The sequence below is a fragment of the Paraburkholderia sp. BL6665CI2N2 genome, assembly GCF_004366535.1.
GTDB lineage: Bacteria > Pseudomonadota > Gammaproteobacteria > Burkholderiales > Burkholderiaceae > Paraburkholderia.
Window position 1 is genome coordinate 385,854 of the sequence record NZ_SORC01000003.1, and the last position, 17,224, is coordinate 403,077.

A 17,224-nucleotide genomic window follows, 5' to 3' on the forward strand; every position below is an offset into this window, starting at 1 on the left:
AAGTTAATAGGCGAAGCGTCTGAGAAAGCGCGATTCGATAAAGCCAACCAGACGGGTCAAGGGGAACGCCACAAGGAAGTAGATGATTGCAACTGCGGTCAGGAACTCCACCGGGCGTGCGGTTGCATTCGAAATGCTCTGGCCGACGAACATGAGGTCAGCGATACCGACCGACGAAATCAGCGCGCTCTCCTTGAAGAGGCTGACGATGTTCGAGAGCAACGGCGGGATAGCGCGCAGCAGCGCTTGCGGAAAAATCACGTAGAGAATCTTCGCTTGCGGCGGCAGGCTCAATGCGATACACGCGTCGTGTTGTTCGGACGAAATCGACTTCAGTGCTCCGCGGAAGGTTTCGCTGGTAACTGCCGCCATGTACATAGTCAGAGAAATGACCACCGACGCGTAGGGCGGAATTGCCACGTGAAACACAACAGGGAAGCAGAAGAACACCCAGAAGAGCTGAATGAGCAGTGGCGTGCCTCGGAAGAACTGCACGTAAAACGTTGTCACACCTTTGATGAACGGGTTCGTCGACATCCGTAGCAAGCTAAGAATGAAGCCGGCAACACTGCCCATAACTGCACAGCTGCTCGTGAAGGCAATCGTGATACCGAGGCCCTTGAGAAGCACGGCCCAGTAGGGGAGGATGGAAGAAAAATCGAAAGTCATCGTGAACCTCAACGCTGAACGGCCGCGTCTTGACGACGCTCAACAACATGGACCAGCTTCGAGATGGGCAAAGTGAGAGCGAAATAGATGAGCGCAATAACCGAGTACGTCTCCAAAGGACGGTAGGCCTCAGTTGCCAGGCTCTTCCCGACGTACATCAAGTCCGCTACCGCAACGATTGCCACCAAAGCGCTCTGCTGCAAGCTGCCGATACCGTTGGTCATCAGGACGGGCATTGCGTTTCGCAGCGCCTGCGGCAGCACAACGTAAATAGTCCGTTGCCAGGGACGCAAGCCCAGCGCTACGCATGCATCAAGGTGCTCCTTCGGCACTGCCTGAACTCCGGCACGATAGGCCTCTGCATTGAAGGCGGTCAGGTTCAGCCCGAGTGCCAGGACCCCCATGGTGAGCGGGTCAATGAACACGTCGAAGAGCATCGGGATGCAGTAGAAGAACCAGACAATCTGCAAAAGCGCCGGCGTGCAACGGAAGAACTCGATGAAAAGCTGTGCCGGCCAGCGAAGCAACACCAGGCGGCTCATTGCGAGCAGGCAGAGCAGGAAGCCGAAGGTGAGTCCAATGGCGTTGGACGCGATTGCCAGCTCGAGAGTCACTCGCAGTCCTGAAAGCAACTGGCCGATGTTGCCTTCGAGAAAACTGAAGTCAAAGTGATAGTTCATGGCTTCGCCTTCAGTCGAGATGCAGGACTTTTTCGAGGAATTCGCGCGTGCGGGTTTCCTTCGGCGACTTGAACATCTGGGCCGGCGCCCCTTGTTCGACGATTTTTCCGCTGGCGCAGAAGACCACGCGCGTGCCAATGTCGCGGGCAAAATGCATGTCGTGGGTCACGATAATCATGGCCATCTTCTGCTCGGCCAGCTGCATCATCACGTTCTGCACTTCGACGACCATTTCGGGGTCCAGCGCGCTCGTCACTTCGTCGAACAGCATCAGCTTGGGTTCGAGCATGAGTGCACGAGCGATTGCCACCCGCTGCTTCTGACCGCCGGAGAGCTGGCTTGGGTATGCGTTGAGCTTGCTTTCGAGACCCAGGCGAGCGAGGTACATGCGGGCTCGCTCGGTGGCTTGGGCCTTCGACATCCCTGCGGTCTTCATCGGCGCCAGGATGAGGTTGCCCAGCACGGAAAGATGGGGAAAGAGCGTGTAGTGCTGGAAGACCATCCCAATCTGCTTTTGCAAGCGCACGTCGATGCGCTTGCCGCCGCTCTTCTCACCGCGGATGTACGTCTGACCCTGGAAGCCGATTTCGCCGGATTGCATGCCTTCGAGGCCCATCATGACGCGCAGGAGGGAGCTTTTTCCGCTGCCACTGGGACCAATGATGACGAGCCGGTCGTCGGCTCGCATGTCGAGGTCCAGATGGTCCATGACGACCAGGTTCTCGCCGTAGGATTTGTAGACCTGGCGGAACTGCACGAAGTCGCCAGTGGTTTGAACGGGAAGGTCGTAGCCAGCAGATTGCCGGTTCGGATTAAGGGCCATGGTTTGAGGTGACAACATTGAAAAGTCTCCAGCAATGCGCCCCGCGGACGCTTCGATGCGGTGGTGCCACGTTCGCCGCCAGAAAGACCGAGGTCGAATCGGATGCAGTGCTGTGTGGCTAAATGTGTGCAACTATGTACACATAGTAGGAAGTCAAAATTCTCTTTGTCAACCAACAAATGCCGTGGTCAGGGAAATCCCGCACGCTTTCTTTGTACCGTTCGCGCGCTGCAGGAACGACTACTAGCGCCACGTGAGTCCGATAGTCAGTGCGGTGGGCGCTGACCCCCGTATGACTGAACAATAGTCACAGACGGGGCGACGGTTAAAGCGCCCGGTGACAGCCTTAGAATGTGCGACGTACGCCGGGTTAGAACCTGTGGCGAATGCCGAGGCGGACGACGGTTTGACGAGCGCTACCCGGTGCTTCTGTGGAGGTCGGTCCGATTGCGTAGATGGTCGCGAAGGTCGCATCGCCAGCGGCTTTCTGAAAAATTCCCATGGCAAAGACGTCAGTTCGCTTCGACAGGTTGTAGTCGAGCATCAGATTGGCTTCGTGCCACTTCGGCTTAAGGTCCCCGGTCGCTGATGCCTGTTTGCCATTCGTGAAGAAGTAGCCGCCCGAGAGCGACAGTTGGGGCGTAATCGTGTACGTGGCATTCACTTCATAGTTGTCGAGCCGGAGATAGCTCGAGACGATGGGGCCCGACGTTATTCCGTCCAACACAGTGCGTGCCCACGACGCAGCCAGTTTCAGGCTGCCGATAGTGTACGTACCGCCCGCCCCGTAAATTCGCTGCCGTCCAGCCACGAAAGGTGCGTCGGCAGTTGAAGAGACCGCGCCGTCCGTGTTTTTGCCCGGATTGTCCAATTGCTCAAAGGCCGCGGCCAGGTACAACGGACCGTTTGCATACGAGCCTCCAACGCTGAACGACCGGTTCTGCTTGAACCCGCCAGCCTGATTACTGAAGCCGTATATCGTGCCGAACGTGAGGCCGTTCCAGGTTGGGCTTGTGTACTTGACCGAGTTGTTCGTACGGAAGTCGTTGCCGATGTTGTCGCTATCGAACGGATGGCACATGTAGCCGCCGCCGTACGTCCCGCACGAAGTCAACGGATAAAGATAGTCGACCACCGGGTCGTACTGGCGCCCCATCGTCAACTTGCCCCAGTTCTGGCCGGTCGCTCCAATCCACGCGAGGCGTCCAAACATTCTGCCGCCCTGGCCCAGGTTGCCGTTCGTAACACTGAATCCGTTTTCGAGCGTAAAGATGACCTTGTTGCCGCCACCAATGTCTTCAGCACCCTTAAGCCCGAAGCGGCTCGCCTGCGGCGGTCCGTCGGATAGGGTGAACGCATGACCCCCGTTGCCGGTTTTGAGATTGCTGACGTAGTTGAACCCCGCGTCGATGATGCCGTAGAGGGTCACGCTACTTTGTGCTTGAGCAGCACTCGCGAGGAGCAATGTACTTGCTGCCGCGACAAGCCTAGAAGTCTTCATTGTGGATTCCTAATTGTAGGATGCAACGAACCTGGGTTGTCTAACGCCTTTATTCACGCAGCCTGGCGAATCACCCGCCACTGGCTGCGCTCGTCATCTGCTGATTGATGGCGACTCCCCATTCACGTCGCCAGCTCACCAACTAACCGCACTAACTGTATACAAAGCAGTGTGCAGTGAACCGATTATGTCGCCGTATTTTCGACAAGGTCAAGCCACCAAAAACACAGAATGAGGCCAGACACCCAAAAATATCGGTAAAACCATGGTTAACGATAAGCAGAATTGTCGTGGGCGTATGACAAACCGCTTGCATTGTCGTTTTATTTTCGACAAACTTCTAATCAAGCGTCGCCGCGGGCCAGCCCAAATCTCGCCTCGCAGTAGCGACATTCGCCGCTGAACAGGAATCGTGTGAATGAAAAAGCCGAACATTGTCTTCATCATGGCCGACCAGATGACTGCCTACGCGTTGTCGGCCTACGGGAATAAGGTCACGAAAACGCCCAACCTTGACCGCCTTGCCGCCGAAGGCACGGTGTTCGAGAACGCCTACTGTCCTTATCCGCTGTGTGCCCCGTCCCGCTTCGCACTGATGGCTGGAAGGCTTCCTTCGAGAATTGGCGCGTACGACAACGCAGCTGAATTCCCGGCAGCAGTGCCGACGTTCGCGCACTATTTGCGAGACGCTGGTTACTACACCTGTCTGTCCGGAAAAATGCATTTCGTGGGTCCCGACCAGCATCACGGTTTCGAAGACCGACTCACGACTGAGATTTATCCGGCCGATTTCAGTTGGACGCCGTTGACCTACGACGAAGTGGGCGACCCGGAGAAGCCGACTACGCATGTGAAGACTCAGGGTGTATCGAGCGTCGAGACAGTCGCAGATGCAAGTGCCGTCGCGCGGTCCCTGCAAATTGACTACGACGACGAGGTGGCGCGTCGAGCTGTTCAGCAGATTTATGACTGGCGCCGCTATGGTGATGGACGGCCGCTATTCATGACGGTTTCGTTCGCGCAGCCGCACGACCCGTACGTATCGACGCCAGAGTTCTGGGACCTGTACAAAGATGAGGACATCGATGCGCCTCGTGTTGCGAAGATTCCTCTCGAGCAGATGGACCCGCACAGCCGCGGACTCTTCTTCCACTACGGCCTCGACAAGTTCAACGTCACCGAAGACGTATATCGGCGGGCGCGCCACGGCTACTACGCGATGATTTCGTACATCGACAAGCGCGTGGGCGAGATTCGTGCGGCGCTGGAGGCGACAGGGATGGCGAAAGACACCATCCTGATGTTCACTTCGGACCATGGAGATATGCTTGGCGAGCGAGGCTTGTGGTTCAAAAAGAATCTCTTCAACCCGGCGCTCTCCGTTCCGCTCCTTTATTTCGACCCCCGCAAACAGGGCTTGAACCGAGTAAAGGCGCCGGTCTCGCTTGTTGACGTGTTGCCGACCCTGGTCGATATCGCAACCGGAAGCGAAGACGCAATTGTTACCCCGTTTGAGGGCAGTAGCCTTCTCCCCCTTATGTGTAAGGACGAGCCTGAGCGGGTTGTGCTCGCAGAGCACCTTGATGGCGGGACGAAAGCGCCTCGGGTGATGGTGCGCAAGGGCGACTACAAGCTCGTGTATTCGAAAGCCTATCCGCCGCAGCTTTATAATCTGGCGGACGACCCCGGCGAGCGGCTGAATCTGGCCGAGAACCCGGACTACCGTGCCGTCTTCGAGGAACTCAAGCGGATTTTGTCGAAGACCTGGGACCTTGGTCACTTGCGGGACGAGGTCGTCGCAAGCCAGCGTACCCGTCAGTTCATCTTGCGCGCATTGCAGACAGGCAAGGTCATGGATTGGGAAACATATCCCAACGCCATTCGCGAACATACGAAATTTGTCCGGCGCGGGGAGTATTTCCCGGAGGTCGAACAGCGTTCGTACCTTCGACTTCCCGACAGCGATTGAGTCGAGGAGTGGATTGCGCCCGTCGCTCCCCGTTCGAAGATTCGAAGCCAGCGCTCGCGCTGCACTGCTTCGCCAGGAATCTGTGACCAAATGAATAGCAACGTGAACGACGACGACCGCCGCGGTAAGGGGCCGAGCTCAAAAGTTGTATACGACACCTTGCGCGACGAGATTCTGAATCTTGTCCAGCGCCCGGGACGACTTCTCGACGAGGCGACCCTTGCTGACCGGTTTCAGCTCTCCCGTTCACCTATCAGGGAGGCGCTGATACGACTCGTTGGGGACGGTCTGGCCGCCGTGCTGTCAAACAGAAGCACCATTGTTTCGCCTATCGACCTTGAGGCTTTCCCCAAGTACGTGGAAGCGCTTGGCGTAGCCCACCGTCTGAACTGCAGACTCGCCGCAGAAAACCGGACAGACGATGATTTGGAGGCAATGGCGTCAACGAACGGATATCTGCTTGAGTGCATTGCGACGGAAGATTATCTGCTGGTTTCAGCGGCAAACAAGTCATGCAATATGGCTGTCGCACGTGCAGGTCGCAATCCATATCTGGCGGCGTTCTACGAGCGTTTGCTGGACGAGCGTCGACGTATGTTCAACCTTCACATCGAGCATCTCGGCAAGTCGCACCTGGCGACCCACTTGTACCAGCAGCACGACCTGATGCTCAAGGCCGTTCGCTCTGGTGAGCCCGACCTTGCGGACAATCTCGCACTTGACCAGACGCGACAGTTTCGGGAGAGCTTTCTGGAGTTCATGCGAACCGACCAGATAGCGGCCATCGACCTGGGCAAATCTGTCTATGTTCCGTGAGATGGTGAACCAGGTTAATGTTATCTGATTCGCGTCCGGCCTCTCCCGTAAAGGGAAGGACAGGGCGATAGCAGCAAGAATGATTTACATAATGTTAGGAATACTACAGTTATACCCACATTTCAAACCTGTTCTGTGCAACATCATTGTTGGCAGAATTTTCGAAGACGACGAGTCTCCCGGAGGCTGTAATGCTACGCACTTCCCCCTCGATTATCGGCGTCGCGTTCGCGGCGCTCCTTGCAGCGATTTCCTTGCATAGCCCTTTTGCGAGGGCTGACGATACTGCCGTCTGGCAGAGCGTGAAGAAGGCCGGCGTGCTGCGTTGCGGCGCGGCTACAGCCCCTCCATATGTCATGCGCGACCCGGCGACCGGGAAGTACAACGGCTTCTTCAGCGAGTTGTGCCGCGAGTTTGGCGAGAACGTTTTGAAGGTCAAAGTCGAGTTCGTCAACACGACGTGGGACAACATCGTCGCTGGCCTGCAGTCCGAGAAATGGGACCTGTCGCTTGCACTCAACGACACGCCTGCACGCCGCGAAGCCATCAGCTTCTCGAAGCCGGCTATTGATTACACCGTTTCGTTCGCCTACAACAAGAAGAATCCGAAGTTTGCGAACGGGGTCAAGACGTTGGCGGACATGGACCGAAAAGATGTGACCGTTGCGGTGATGTCTGGAACGGCGGCGGACAAGGCGATTAGCGCAGCACTCAAGCAGGCTAACATCGTCCGGTTGCCGGGCGACGACGAAGTGCGACTCGCCCTGCTATCCCGGCGTGTGGACATGGTGGCGGACCCGAGCATCACGAACATGCTACTGACGCAAGCCCACCCGGACTGGGCTGCCAGCTTCAATCCGAATCCGCCGCTCGCGCACCAGGACGTCGCCTTCGGAATTCGGAAAGACACCCCAGCGGCCGACGTTGCCGTGCTCAATACTTTCATTGAACAGCAGGTCAAGACGGGCCAGGTCGACAAACTCGTGAAGGGGGCAATCCAGCAGATGCTGGAAGCAGCAAAGTGAGGCCGCAATGCCGGCTGGTCTGTCCATGTGAACGGACCAGCCTTGGCATCACGGCGACGGAATGATTCTGGACTGGAAAGGGTCGGTTGACTGGCTCGCAACTGCTTCGCTGCGAGCCTACCGACCGCGGTCGACTTCCTACTTGGCCGTTGCAGCAAGCATTTGTTGCACGGACGACTTGACCAACTTGTCGACGGCGCCGGTTTTGACCTGGTCGTTGATAAACGAATTTAGCACCTTCATGTCACCGGCCGTCGTGTCTTTACGCACGCCGAAAGCGACCTCCTGCTGCGCAATTGCGGGAGACGGCTGGATAGCGCCGGCCCAGTCCGGGTGTGACTCCGTCAGAAGCATGTTGGTGATGTTGGCATCAGCCAGAAGGTCAGCCCGTTTGGACATTAACGCCATGCGCGTGTCGTCGTTACCAGGTAGCCGCATTATCTGAGCTTGCTTCAGCAAAGCCGAAATTGCTTTGTCCTGTGCAGACCCGGACATCACAGCAACCGTCACGCCCGGCTTGTCGAAATCGGACACGCCCTTGGCACCCTTGGGAATCTTGGGATTGTTCTTGTTGTAGGCGAACGAAACATTGTACGGCGTCACCGGCGACGAAAACGAGACTGCTTTTTCACGCTCTGGCGTGTCGTTCAACGCCATGGACAGGTCCCACTTATCCGACTGCAGGCCCGCGACGATGTTGTCCCAGCTGGTATCGACGAATTCAACCTTCACTTTCAAGACCTTCTGCCCGAAGTCGCGGCACAGGTCAGAAAAGAAACCGCTGTACTCGCCGGTCTTTGGGTCGCGCATGACATACGGGGGCGCGACTGCCGCACCGCAGCGGAGAACGCCCGCTTTTTTCACGCTCTGCCAGGAGTCGTCGGCGTGTACCGGGGCGCTGGCGACCGCAAAACCAACAATTGCGAGCGACGCGATTGCGCGAAGCGAAAATCGGGACAGCTTGAGCATTTTGAATCTCCGTTAGGGGTAAGACTCCGCGCGCGTATACACGTCTACCACACAAGTATGTGTGTTTATATGTGTGCAGCGGTGCACGCAGTCTATGAATTCAAAATTCCTTGTGTCAACAGGCGATTGCCCCAGGTCGCACAGCAAACTGATTTCACAACGCTTCCGAAGTCCGGAAAACCGCAGGGCATGCATCTTTTGTCATATGAAATATCATGCCGCGCACTCTCTTTGATGGCCGCATAGGTTTTCGCTTTGACCGTTGGCGGGCGGCGCGGGGCACAACCTTTTGCGGGCTGTTGTGGTCGGCGTTGCGGGGTATGCGTCGCGTGAGGGCCGTTGAGAAACCTCTAGACAAGCGTTGAAGAGCACGGCAGACAGAGCGTGCCGTTAGCAGAAGGGGTCAAAGCGAGGTAGGTGTAGAAGGGAGCAAATCAAGGCAATCGCATCAGGAGACCAGCATTCCAAGAAGTCGAGCCCGATAGTGTGCATCGAATCCGGCCTTGAGCCGCTTGTTCTTTATGCCGACCTTGGTGGCTTTGTCAGCGCGCAGTAGATTCGACACGATGCGGCGCCGGATCGCGAAGTTTTGTGCTGCATTGTCCACCCGGGCACGACATTGATCCTCGCCAAAGGCGACATCGAGCACCCAATGCTGTTTTCGATGGCCCAGTGAGCGCGCACCGTCTCGTTGATCCGTTTCGGGTCAGCGGGCAGGCTGTTGATGTAGTACCGCCGCTCCAGCGAAACGCGGCCGTCGATCTCGCGGGTGGCCTCAACCATCGCCACCGAACGCAGGCCGGCCCATTTACCGTCCTCATCCAGCCAGTCAATCATGTCGGTCGCAACGCACCGGCGCGTCTCGATTCTTCCGTGCACTTTCCTGCCTGTCTGACAGTGCTCAACGAAGCGCACGCTGCGCAGAGGCTGTGTGCGCTGTGCATCGAACAGCTGCACGATTGCTTCATGCAAGGCAGGCTGATTCCCGTGGGCTACTCACCTATGTGCGGGCTCAGGTTTACCCACAAAGTTGAGAGGCCGTGCTATCCGCTTTGCTTGAAGAGCTGATACAGCTTCGTAATTTCGTGAAGGACGAGAAACCCGCGCCATATGACGGTCGGTCCTGGTGGCCGGTCATGCTTACGATTCAGATAACCGCCGAGCATACCTATCCACACGATGGTTTGCTGCAGCGTCGGAACCTGCTCTGGCAGTTGCGTCGTTCGGTGGGTGTGGCAATAGAGCGCCTGCCATTCGACGGGTTGAAGCAGTACTTCGCAGCATAGCTGCGTATCAGTTCGCGCGAGCAGTGTTGCATACAGGATGTGCCACGCGATGACGGCAAACAGAGCTGTCGCTCTCACGAACCGGTCGAGCGTGCCGAACTGGCGCGCCTCGATACGGCAGCCGCTTTTGAGCACGCGATGCCACGTCTCGATGGTCCAGCGCCGTGCGTACCAGGCCAGCCGTTCGAGAACTTCATCAAGCGAGGTCGTGGGCACCGAACTCAGCAGCATCCATTCAAGCGGTTCAACGCCATCCGGGGGGTTATCTTCAATGGCGTGAATCGCAAAGACGTCAATCTCAGGCAGGCTTCGGCGGCTGGCGCGCGCTCTTGGAGAGTGTAGTCGCACGCTCGCACAACGCAAAGTCAGCCGTGCTGTGCGCTGAGGAAGTGTGCCCCTGGCTGGCACCCGCAGTTCAGTGTCGCCAAGAGGCAGGGTGGCTAGAACAGCCTCCCAAAGGTAGCCTTGCGGGTGACGCGCCACGCGGTTGTGTACTGCGCGGATCAACCAGTCCACCCCGTCGGGGCGTTCGGCGACAAATAGCTCGTACAGGTCGCTCTCGCGGTCTCCAACACAGACAAACCGCGTCTGCGTACAACGTACCTTGAGTGCCGCGAGATGGTCGATTCCTTCAAGCCATTTGTTACTTTCCTTCTGTTCGATCGGGCGCGTAACCGCAGGGGCCCTCTTGCCGAACACCTCTTGGGGGCGCACCCAGGTCTTCATGCCCAGCACCCCTAGCGGCAAGCCCTCGGGCGTGACCGCCAGCAGGCTGTGCATCAGGAAGCCTTGCTCATTGTTGCCGGTGCCGCGACCCAGGCCTTCAGTCGCGGGCAGATGCGACAGGTTGAACTCCGTTGTGTCCTGAATTGCCAGCACGACCGGCACCTGCCTCATGCGATCGAGCGTTTGTGCAATATGAGGCGCAAGGATCCCGTTTGTGTCCACCTGCTCATTATCGAAGAAGCGGTAGGCGGCCTTCAGTTCGGCTGGCTTGAGTGACTGGGGAAACGAACCCTGCGGACTGTGCGCGAGGCGGCGAGCCAACGCAACAAGACGTTGTGCAAGGCGCGCGTCCCCCAGATTCGCCTCGCTGAATTCGGCACTCGCCCAGTCGTCAGTATCGTTTCCGTCGACCAATTCCAACTGCCGTCGCGAACAGAATGGGCCAAAGTTAACATCGACGCCGACCGTTTACAAGCGATCATTCACTCCTGCCACACAAAAAGTTGTGGGGAATCCTGAGATGTGCGGGGGGTGTCCAGCAATGGACATTCCTACCGCGATAAATTTCCGCAACCGCAGCAACGCCCAATAGACCCGTGCAAAATCCACCAGATTGATTGGAGGGGCAAAATTGATGGATTTGACACATATTCGACGCGAAACATAGACTCGTCTGCATATCATTCAGGCGGGGAAGACATGAGCAACATCCACCTCCCGGCTGTAGTCAACAGTCAGGCGCCAGGGAAAAACGCGGCGGCATTCACGCTGCCTGCCATGCTGGCAGCGCGCGCGGCGCGTAACCCGAACGCGGTGCTTTTCTCGGATCGCTTAACGCACTGGACCGGCGCCGAGGCGCTCGATATCGCTGCGCGCCGTGCGGGTTCACTGGCCGCCCACGGAGTAGGGCGCGGCGACCGGGTCGCGCTGCTTTGCACGAATCGCAGCGAGTTCATGGAAATCGTGCTTGGATGCGCATGGCTCGGTGCGATCGCGGTGCCTATCAATACGGCCTCGCGCGGTTTGCAGCTCGAACACATTCTGCGCAACTCGGGCGCTCGGCTGGTCGTTGCCGAAGGCCACCTCGTCGACGCCGTTTTCGCACTCGATCCCGGCGTTCTGCCGGTCGAATCGGTATGGTTGATCGGCGAGACGCAGAGCGCGGCACCGGCTCACGGAGTTCGGTTCGTGCTGTTGCCGCCGCTGGGCGAGCCGGCCGCAGTTGCGGAGCTTGCCGACAGCGATCCGTTTGCGATTCTGTACACATCGGGGACGTCGGGATTGTCAAAGGGTGTGATCTGCACGCACGCGCAGTTCTATTGGTGGGGCAAGCATACGGCCGACTATCTCGGTGTCACGGCCGGCGACGTGCTTTATACCTGCTTGCCGCTTTTTCACACGAACGCACTGAATTTCTTCTTTCAGGCTCTGACATGCGATGCCGAACTGGTCGTCGATCGCCGCTTTTCGGCGAGCGGCTTCTTCGACGCGCTGGTCGAGACCCAGGCGACTATCACGTCCGTGCTGGGTGCGATGGTGCCGATTCTGCTCGGCCGCGCGGTGTCGGCGAACGAACGCGCACACCGGGTACGCATTGCGCTTGCGCCGGGCGTGCCGGGCCAGTTCCAGCGTGAATTTACCGAACGGTGCGGCATCGCATTGCTGGACGGTTACGGTTCGACGGAAACGAACTTTGTGATCGGCGCCGACATCGACGCGCAGCGTCCCGGCTTCATGGGCAAGCTGACAGCGGGTTTCGAAGCGCGGGTCGTCGACGAACACGATCATCCCGTGCCGGACGGCGAGGCCGGCGAACTGATTGTGCGGGCTGACAGACCCTGCGCGTTTGCGAGCGGCTACTTCGGCATGGAGGAGAAGACGGTCGAAGCGTGGCGCAATCTATGGTTTCACACCGGAGACCGCGTCGTACGCGAAGCTGACGGCTATTTCCGTTTCGTCGATCGGCAGAAGGATGCGATCCGGCGGCGCGGCGAAAACATTTCGTCTTACGAAGTTGAACAGGTTTTGCTGAGCCATCCGTCAGTTGAAATCGTCGCGGTGTTCGCGGTGCGTTCCGAACTGGCTGAAGACGAAGTGATGGCCGCGCTCGTGCTGCGCGACGACGCGACGCTGGAGCCACTGGATCTGATCCAGTACTGCGAGCCACGTCTGCCGTACTTCGCCGTGCCGCGTTTTCTCGACTTCGTGCGAGAACTGCCCCGAACGGAAAACGGCAAGATCGAGAAGTACAAATTGCGCGAGGCCGGCGTGACGGAGAACACGTGGGACCTCGAGAAATCCGGATACCGGCTCAGGCGTTCCTAGCGACACAGCCTGTCGATTGACCCCTCCACGCCATTTGCCTGCCGCGCTCGCGCGATACGAGCCGCACACGCACAGCCGTTCCACAGCATACAGATCGTCGCACCAACTCAATTTTGTGCTGCACAGCGGCACACCGGAGGCAGTATGGCTAGCACGCAAACCTTTCCCTCTCCTGACTCACGAGCCGTCAGCGGTGGGACCGATCAGAAGTCGTTGCGGCGTATCGTAATGGCGTCAGTCGCAGGTAATGCGCTTGAATGGTATGACTTCTTTCTCTACAGCACGGCAGCGGCGCTGGTATTCGGTGAACTGTTCTTTCCGAAAGGCACTGACCCGCTGATCGGCACGCTCGCCGCATTCGCGGGCTTTGCCGTTGGTTTTGCAGCACGGCCGTTCGGCGGCGTGCTGTTCGGCCACATCGGCGATCGCTACGGACGCAGGGGCGCGCTCGTGTGGACGTTGTCGATCATGGGCGGCGCGACATTTCTGATCGGCCTGCTGCCGAGCTACGCGCAGGCCGGGCTGTGGGCGCCGGCGCTTCTACTGGTGCTGCGTGTGCTGCAAGGTGTCGCGTCGGGCGGCGAATGGGGCGGCGGCGTGCTGATGATCAGCGAGTCGGCACCACCGGAAAAGCGTGGTATGTACGCGTCGTGGAGTCAGATCGGCGTGGGCGGGGGATTTGTGCTGTCGGCAGCGGTTTTTTTCGTCGTGCAGAAGCTGCCGCACGACGCGTTCATGAGCTGGGGTTGGCGTGTCCCTTTTCTGCTGTCGATCGTGATCTTCGGCGTCGGCGTCTATATCCGCTCGACGTTGCCGGAAAGCACTGAATTCGCGAAAGCCGAGGCCGCGGGCAAGACGACCCACACGCCGGTACTCGAAGCGATCCGCCGTCATCCGAAGGAATTGCTGATCGCAATGGGCCTGCGTGTAGCCGAGAACGGCGGCTCTTATATCTTCCTTGCGTTCTCGCTGGTGTACGGGAAGTTCATCGGCGTGCCGAGTTCGATCATGCTCGCGGGGGTGATGGTGTCGATGACCGTCGAGCTGGGCATGATGCTGGTGTGGGGCCGGCTATCCGATCGCATCGGCCGCAAGCCCGTGTACATGATCGGCGCGGTGGGGCTCATCATTATCGCGCTGCCGTTTTTCTGGTTGATCGACACGAAGGTGCCTGGCCTCATCTGGCTCGCTTTCCTGCTGGCCAACGGCGTCTGTCATGGCGCGATGATCGGCACCCAGCCGAGTCTGATGGGTGAACTGTTCAGCACGGAGGTTCGCTACTCGGGCATGGCGCTGGGGCACGAAATCGCCTCGGTGTTCGCGGGCGGACTCTCGCCGCTCGTCGCCACCGCGCTGCTCGCGAAGTACCACGCGGCGTGGCCTGTCGCGCTGATGCTGATGGTGATGGGCGCGATTACCGTCGTGGCGCTGCTTTGTGCGCGGGAAACAGCGCACCGCGTGGCGCGCTAAAGGGGAGACCGACCATGCAGTCACGCGACTATACAGGGGTGTTGGTCTGCGGCGGGGTGGAAGTGCCCTATCGCCGGCAGGCTCCCGAAGGCACGACAGGCGATCTGCTCGCCGAGGCTTTCGCCGCGGCCCTGGCGCAATCGGGCTTCGCCGCACATGAAGTAGACGGGCTGGGCGTTGCGTCGTTTACCCTCGCTCCAGACCACGCGATCGACGTTGCCTGGCGCCTTGGACTTTCGCCGCGCTGGTGTATGGACGATTGCCACGGCGGCGCCAGCGCGATCAACCTGTTGCAGCATGCGGTGCGCGCGATCCAGTGTGGCGACGCCAACGTGATTGTGCTCGTATCGGGGGATCGCTTCGAACCGGCGGATTTCAAACAACTCGTCGACCATTACAACCTGACGACGCGCACCTGGCTGCGCCCCCTCGAAAGCGGTGGCCCAAACGCGCTATTCGCCATGATGACGCAGTTGCACGCGCGGCGTCACGCTCTGTCGCGTGAGGATTACGGCGCGCTGTGCGTTGCGCAGCGCGCGTGGGCGTCGCGCAACCCGCAAGCGGTCTATCGTGCGCCACTAACCGTCGACGCGTATCTGAACGCGCCGCTCATAGCCGAACCACTAGGACGCTTCGACTGCGTCCCGGTGGTCAGCGGCGCGAACGCGATCGTCCTCACACGGGCGGATCTCGCGAAGCACGGCCGGCATGTCGCGGTGCGCGCGTTGCGGTGCGGCTACAACCCCGATCATCAGATGGCGGACGGACTGCAGACTTCGCTCGCGGAACTGGCTCCGACTTTGTGGCGCGACGCGGGCATGACGCCAGCCGACATGGATCTGGTTTCCGTGTACGACGACTATCCGGTGATGGTGCTTGTTCAACTCGCCGACCTCGGCTTTGCACCGGACGGGGACATGCGCGGGCTAATCACACGTATTGCGTCGGAAGCCTTGCCGGTCAATACGTCGGGCGGACAATTGTCGGCAGGGCAGGCAGGCGCGGCCGGCGGAATGCATGGGCTTGTCGAGGCCGTGACGCAGTTGCGCGGCGAGGCCGGCGAGCGTCAGATCGCGGATGCTCGGCGAGCGCTTGTCAGCGGTTACGGCATGGTCGAGTATCGCTACGGCATGTGTGCCAATGCGGTGGTGCTGGAAGTTTTCGATCGAGGCGCGCAATGAGCATAAAAGTTTTCCGCTGCACGCAATGCGGCGCCACGCTGTTTCCGGCTCGCTACCTGTGCCCGTCCTGTGGCGGCGCCGAATGGTCGGCGCTCGACGCGGAGAGCGGCACCGTGACGGCGGCGACGGTCGTCCGGTATCGAGTGGGTGCGGATAGCAGCGGCGGCGTTCCGCTGGCAAGCGTTGCCACGCAAGCCGGTCCGATTGTCGTCGCGCGCCTCGACTCGCCGGCGGAGATTGGCGATACGGTCAATCTCGCATTGGATGCACAGCACCGAATCGTCGCTCGCCGCGATTGACATGTTGCCGCGCGCCGTTTTCGCGGCGGCGCGCGGTGATACTAGCCGTTTCTTTACACCACTCTAAAAACGCAAACCGGGAATTGGAGATTTTATGAAAAAGCTGCTCGTCTATTCATTAGGTATACTATCAATATGCCAGGCTGCGCATGCGCAGAGCAGCGTGACGATCTACGGCATCATTGACAATGGGCTTACCTGGTCCAGCAACCAGGGCGGTCACAGCGCATGGCAAATGCAAGGCAGCATCTCGCAGGGCGATCGTTGGGGGATGAAAGGCGTCGAGGATCTCGGCGGCGGCAGCTCCGCGCTGTTCCGGCTCGAGAACGGTTTCAACATCAACACCGGCGCGCTCAGCCAGGGCGGGCGTGAGTTCGGGCGTCTCGCCTATGTAGGGCTGTCGAACGACGGTTACGGTACGCTGACGCTCGGCCGCCAGGGCGAAGCGATCGGCGACTATATCGGCGCGCTGTCGGCCAACGGAACGTTGCCCGGCGGGATTCTGTTCCCGCACCCGGGGGACCTTGACAACAACGGTATCGACTTTCGTCTGCAAAACGCGGTCAAGTACGTGTCGCCGACCTTCGCGGGCCTCACGGGCGTCGGAATATATAGCTTCGGTGGCGTCGCGGGCAATTTCGCCAGCAACAGTGCGAAGTCGTTCGCGTTGCAATACGCGACCGGCAACCTTCAGCTCGTCGGCGCGTACACGTCCATCGACCACCCGGCCACGGCCGTGCCGGATGGCGTATGGACCGCCTCGAACACGGTGGACGGCAACTACGGTCTCGCGGCGGGCAGCTACAAGGTGTTCGGTGTAGGCGCGGCCTATACCATGGGACCTGCGCGCGTTGCGGCGGACTGGACTCACACACAGTTCGGCAATCTCGACCCCGCCCTGGGTGCGAAGATCGGCGGCCACGTGACCTTCAACATCGCCGAAATCGTGGGCAGCTATATGGTCACGCCCACATTGCAACTCGGTGTTGCGTACAGCTACACCGAAGGCAACGTGTCCGCAACCGGGCAAGCGCCGCACTACCACGAGGCGGACGCCAGCGCGGACTATTTCCTGTCGAAGACGACCGATGTCTACGCCAGCGCGACCTATATGCGAGCGGGAGGCGGTGCGGTTGCCGACCTCGCTCCTGTGCTGGCGGCATCGAACTCAGTCAACCAGGTGGCAGTGCGCATCGGGATCCGGAAGAAATTCTGAGTTTTCGCGTGAGGAGGCATTCGCGCTAGCGTCGATCGACGACGCTAGCGCGTATCATTCGTTGGAATGAGAGCGAAGAAGGCCTGCGCTTCCACGCCTGCTCGCAATGAAAAAGTCAGCATGACCCGAGTCGCGACTCGTCGGTCATGTTGCGAAAACGACGAAATGCATTGGCGAGCCTCATTCCCATGCTGCGAATTGCGTAGAAATCAGCAAAGCGATGCCACGTGATACGGTTGCCGCACGGATATCCTGGCGCGGACAACCGG

General features: G+C 59.3%; 15 protein-coding genes. 8 read left to right on the forward strand and 7 right to left on the reverse strand.

Features of this window, described 5'->3' with window-relative positions; translation table 11 throughout:
• Nucleotides 1-3: 3 nt before the first annotated feature.
• The 4 genes from B0G81_RS43240 to B0G81_RS43255 all read right to left on the reverse strand — a co-directional run bounded on the left by B0G81_RS43240 (nucleotide 4) and on the right by B0G81_RS43255 (nucleotide 3,673).
• Complete coding sequence (locus B0G81_RS43240) at nucleotides 4-669, reverse strand: amino acid ABC transporter permease (RefSeq protein ID WP_134144068.1); 666 nt, start codon at nucleotides 667-669, stop codon at nucleotides 4-6.
• A gap of 8 nt (nucleotides 670-677) precedes the next feature.
• A complete protein-coding gene (locus B0G81_RS43245; protein ID WP_134144069.1) occupies nucleotides 678-1,349 on the reverse strand; it encodes an amino acid ABC transporter permease in 672 nt (223 codons plus the stop codon).
• 10 nt (nucleotides 1,350-1,359) lie between these two features.
• Nucleotides 1,360-2,190, reverse strand: a complete 831-nt coding sequence (locus tag B0G81_RS43250; protein ID WP_134144070.1) for an amino acid ABC transporter ATP-binding protein — start codon at nucleotides 2,188-2,190, stop codon at nucleotides 1,360-1,362.
• Between the two features lie 352 nt (nucleotides 2,191-2,542).
• A complete protein-coding gene (locus B0G81_RS43255; protein WP_134144071.1) occupies nucleotides 2,543-3,673 on the reverse strand; it encodes a porin in 1,131 nt (376 codons plus the stop codon).
• A 418-nt stretch (nucleotides 3,674-4,091) separates the two neighbouring features.
• Here B0G81_RS43255 and betC point away from each other — a divergent pair, with 418 nt between their 5' ends.
• From betC to B0G81_RS43270, 3 genes are all read left to right on the forward strand, one after another.
• The gene (betC, locus tag B0G81_RS43260; protein ID WP_134144072.1) at nucleotides 4,092-5,642 is read left to right on the forward strand and encodes a choline-sulfatase; all 1,551 of its coding nucleotides are present in this window, start codon (nucleotides 4,092-4,094) and stop codon (nucleotides 5,640-5,642) included.
• 102 nt (nucleotides 5,643-5,744) lie between these two features.
• Complete coding sequence (locus tag B0G81_RS43265) at nucleotides 5,745-6,458, forward strand: GntR family transcriptional regulator (RefSeq protein ID WP_166679231.1); 714 nt, start codon at nucleotides 5,745-5,747, stop codon at nucleotides 6,456-6,458.
• Nucleotides 6,459-6,649: 191 nt separating this feature from the next.
• Entirely contained in the window at nucleotides 6,650-7,483 is an 834-nt protein-coding gene (locus tag B0G81_RS43270; protein ID WP_120293611.1) for a transporter substrate-binding domain-containing protein, read from the forward strand.
• Nucleotides 7,484-7,621: 138 nt separating this feature from the next.
• On the opposite strand, the gene B0G81_RS43275 is transcribed toward B0G81_RS43270, so the two are convergent.
• The 3 genes from B0G81_RS43275 to B0G81_RS43285 form a co-directional block, all read right to left on the reverse strand.
• Entirely contained in the window at nucleotides 7,622-8,452 is an 831-nt protein-coding gene (locus tag B0G81_RS43275) for a transporter substrate-binding domain-containing protein (RefSeq protein WP_166679232.1), read from the reverse strand.
• Between the two features lie 519 nt (nucleotides 8,453-8,971).
• Entirely contained in the window at nucleotides 8,972-9,409 is a 438-nt protein-coding gene (locus B0G81_RS43280; RefSeq protein WP_243856944.1) for an ISAs1 family transposase, read from the reverse strand.
• Nucleotides 9,410-9,495: 86 nt separating this feature from the next.
• Nucleotides 9,496-10,878, reverse strand: coding sequence for an IS4 family transposase (locus tag B0G81_RS43285; protein ID WP_134144121.1), 1,383 nt, complete (start codon nucleotides 10,876-10,878; stop codon nucleotides 9,496-9,498).
• Nucleotides 10,879-11,163: 285 nt separating this feature from the next.
• Here B0G81_RS43285 and B0G81_RS43290 point away from each other — a divergent pair, with 285 nt between their 5' ends.
• The 5 genes from B0G81_RS43290 to B0G81_RS43310 all read left to right on the forward strand — a co-directional run bounded on the left by B0G81_RS43290 (nucleotide 11,164) and on the right by B0G81_RS43310 (nucleotide 16,955).
• Nucleotides 11,164-12,789: an ATP-dependent acyl-CoA ligase gene (locus B0G81_RS43290; protein ID WP_134144074.1), complete on the forward strand. Its 1,626-nt coding sequence runs from the start codon at nucleotides 11,164-11,166 to the stop codon at nucleotides 12,787-12,789.
• A gap of 144 nt (nucleotides 12,790-12,933) precedes the next feature.
• Nucleotides 12,934-14,259 carry an MFS transporter gene (locus B0G81_RS43295; RefSeq protein ID WP_134144075.1) on the forward strand — a complete coding sequence of 442 codons (1,326 nt, stop codon included), beginning with the start codon at nucleotides 12,934-12,936 and terminating at the stop codon, nucleotides 14,257-14,259.
• A gap of 14 nt (nucleotides 14,260-14,273) precedes the next feature.
• Nucleotides 14,274-15,440, forward strand: coding sequence for a thiolase family protein (locus B0G81_RS43300; protein WP_134144076.1), 1,167 nt, complete (start codon nucleotides 14,274-14,276; stop codon nucleotides 15,438-15,440).
• The gene (locus B0G81_RS43305) at nucleotides 15,437-15,739 is read left to right on the forward strand and encodes a zinc ribbon domain-containing protein (RefSeq protein ID WP_134144077.1); all 303 of its coding nucleotides are present in this window, start codon (nucleotides 15,437-15,439) and stop codon (nucleotides 15,737-15,739) included. Before B0G81_RS43300 ends, B0G81_RS43305 begins: the two co-directional genes overlap by 4 nt.
• Nucleotides 15,740-15,833: 94 nt before the next feature.
• On the forward strand, nucleotides 15,834-16,955 hold the full coding sequence (locus B0G81_RS43310; protein WP_243856945.1) for a porin: 1,122 nt from the start codon (nucleotides 15,834-15,836) through the stop codon (nucleotides 16,953-16,955).
• The last annotated feature ends 269 nt before the right edge of the window (nucleotides 16,956-17,224 follow it).

Bases quoted from the DNA above. Each gene is read 5' to 3' on its own strand.
- betC (WP_134144072.1), top strand. From the start codon at position 4,092: ATGAAAAAGCCGAACATTGTCTTCATCATGGCCGACCAGATGACTGCC.
- B0G81_RS43310 (WP_243856945.1), top strand. From the start codon at position 15,834: ATGAAAAAGCTGCTCGTCTATTCATTAGGTATACTATCAATATGCCAG.
- B0G81_RS43245 (WP_134144069.1), bottom strand. From the start codon at position 1,349: ATGAACTATCACTTTGACTTCAGTTTTCTCGAAGGCAACATCGGCCAG.
- B0G81_RS43275 (WP_166679232.1), bottom strand. From the start codon at position 8,452: ATGCTCAAGCTGTCCCGATTTTCGCTTCGCGCAATCGCGTCGCTCGCA.
- B0G81_RS43255 (WP_134144071.1), bottom strand. From the start codon at position 3,673: ATGAAGACTTCTAGGCTTGTCGCGGCAGCAAGTACATTGCTCCTCGCG.
- B0G81_RS43295 (WP_134144075.1), top strand. From the start codon at position 12,934: ATGGCTAGCACGCAAACCTTTCCCTCTCCTGACTCACGAGCCGTCAGC.
- B0G81_RS43240 (WP_134144068.1), bottom strand. From the start codon at position 669: ATGACTTTCGATTTTTCTTCCATCCTCCCCTACTGGGCCGTGCTTCTC.
- B0G81_RS43305 (WP_134144077.1), top strand. From the start codon at position 15,437: ATGAGCATAAAAGTTTTCCGCTGCACGCAATGCGGCGCCACGCTGTTT.
- B0G81_RS43300 (WP_134144076.1), top strand. From the start codon at position 14,274: ATGCAGTCACGCGACTATACAGGGGTGTTGGTCTGCGGCGGGGTGGAA.
- B0G81_RS43290 (WP_134144074.1), top strand. From the start codon at position 11,164: ATGAGCAACATCCACCTCCCGGCTGTAGTCAACAGTCAGGCGCCAGGG.
- B0G81_RS43250 (WP_134144070.1), bottom strand. From the start codon at position 2,190: ATGTTGTCACCTCAAACCATGGCCCTTAATCCGAACCGGCAATCTGCT.
- B0G81_RS43270 (WP_120293611.1), top strand. From the start codon at position 6,650: ATGCTACGCACTTCCCCCTCGATTATCGGCGTCGCGTTCGCGGCGCTC.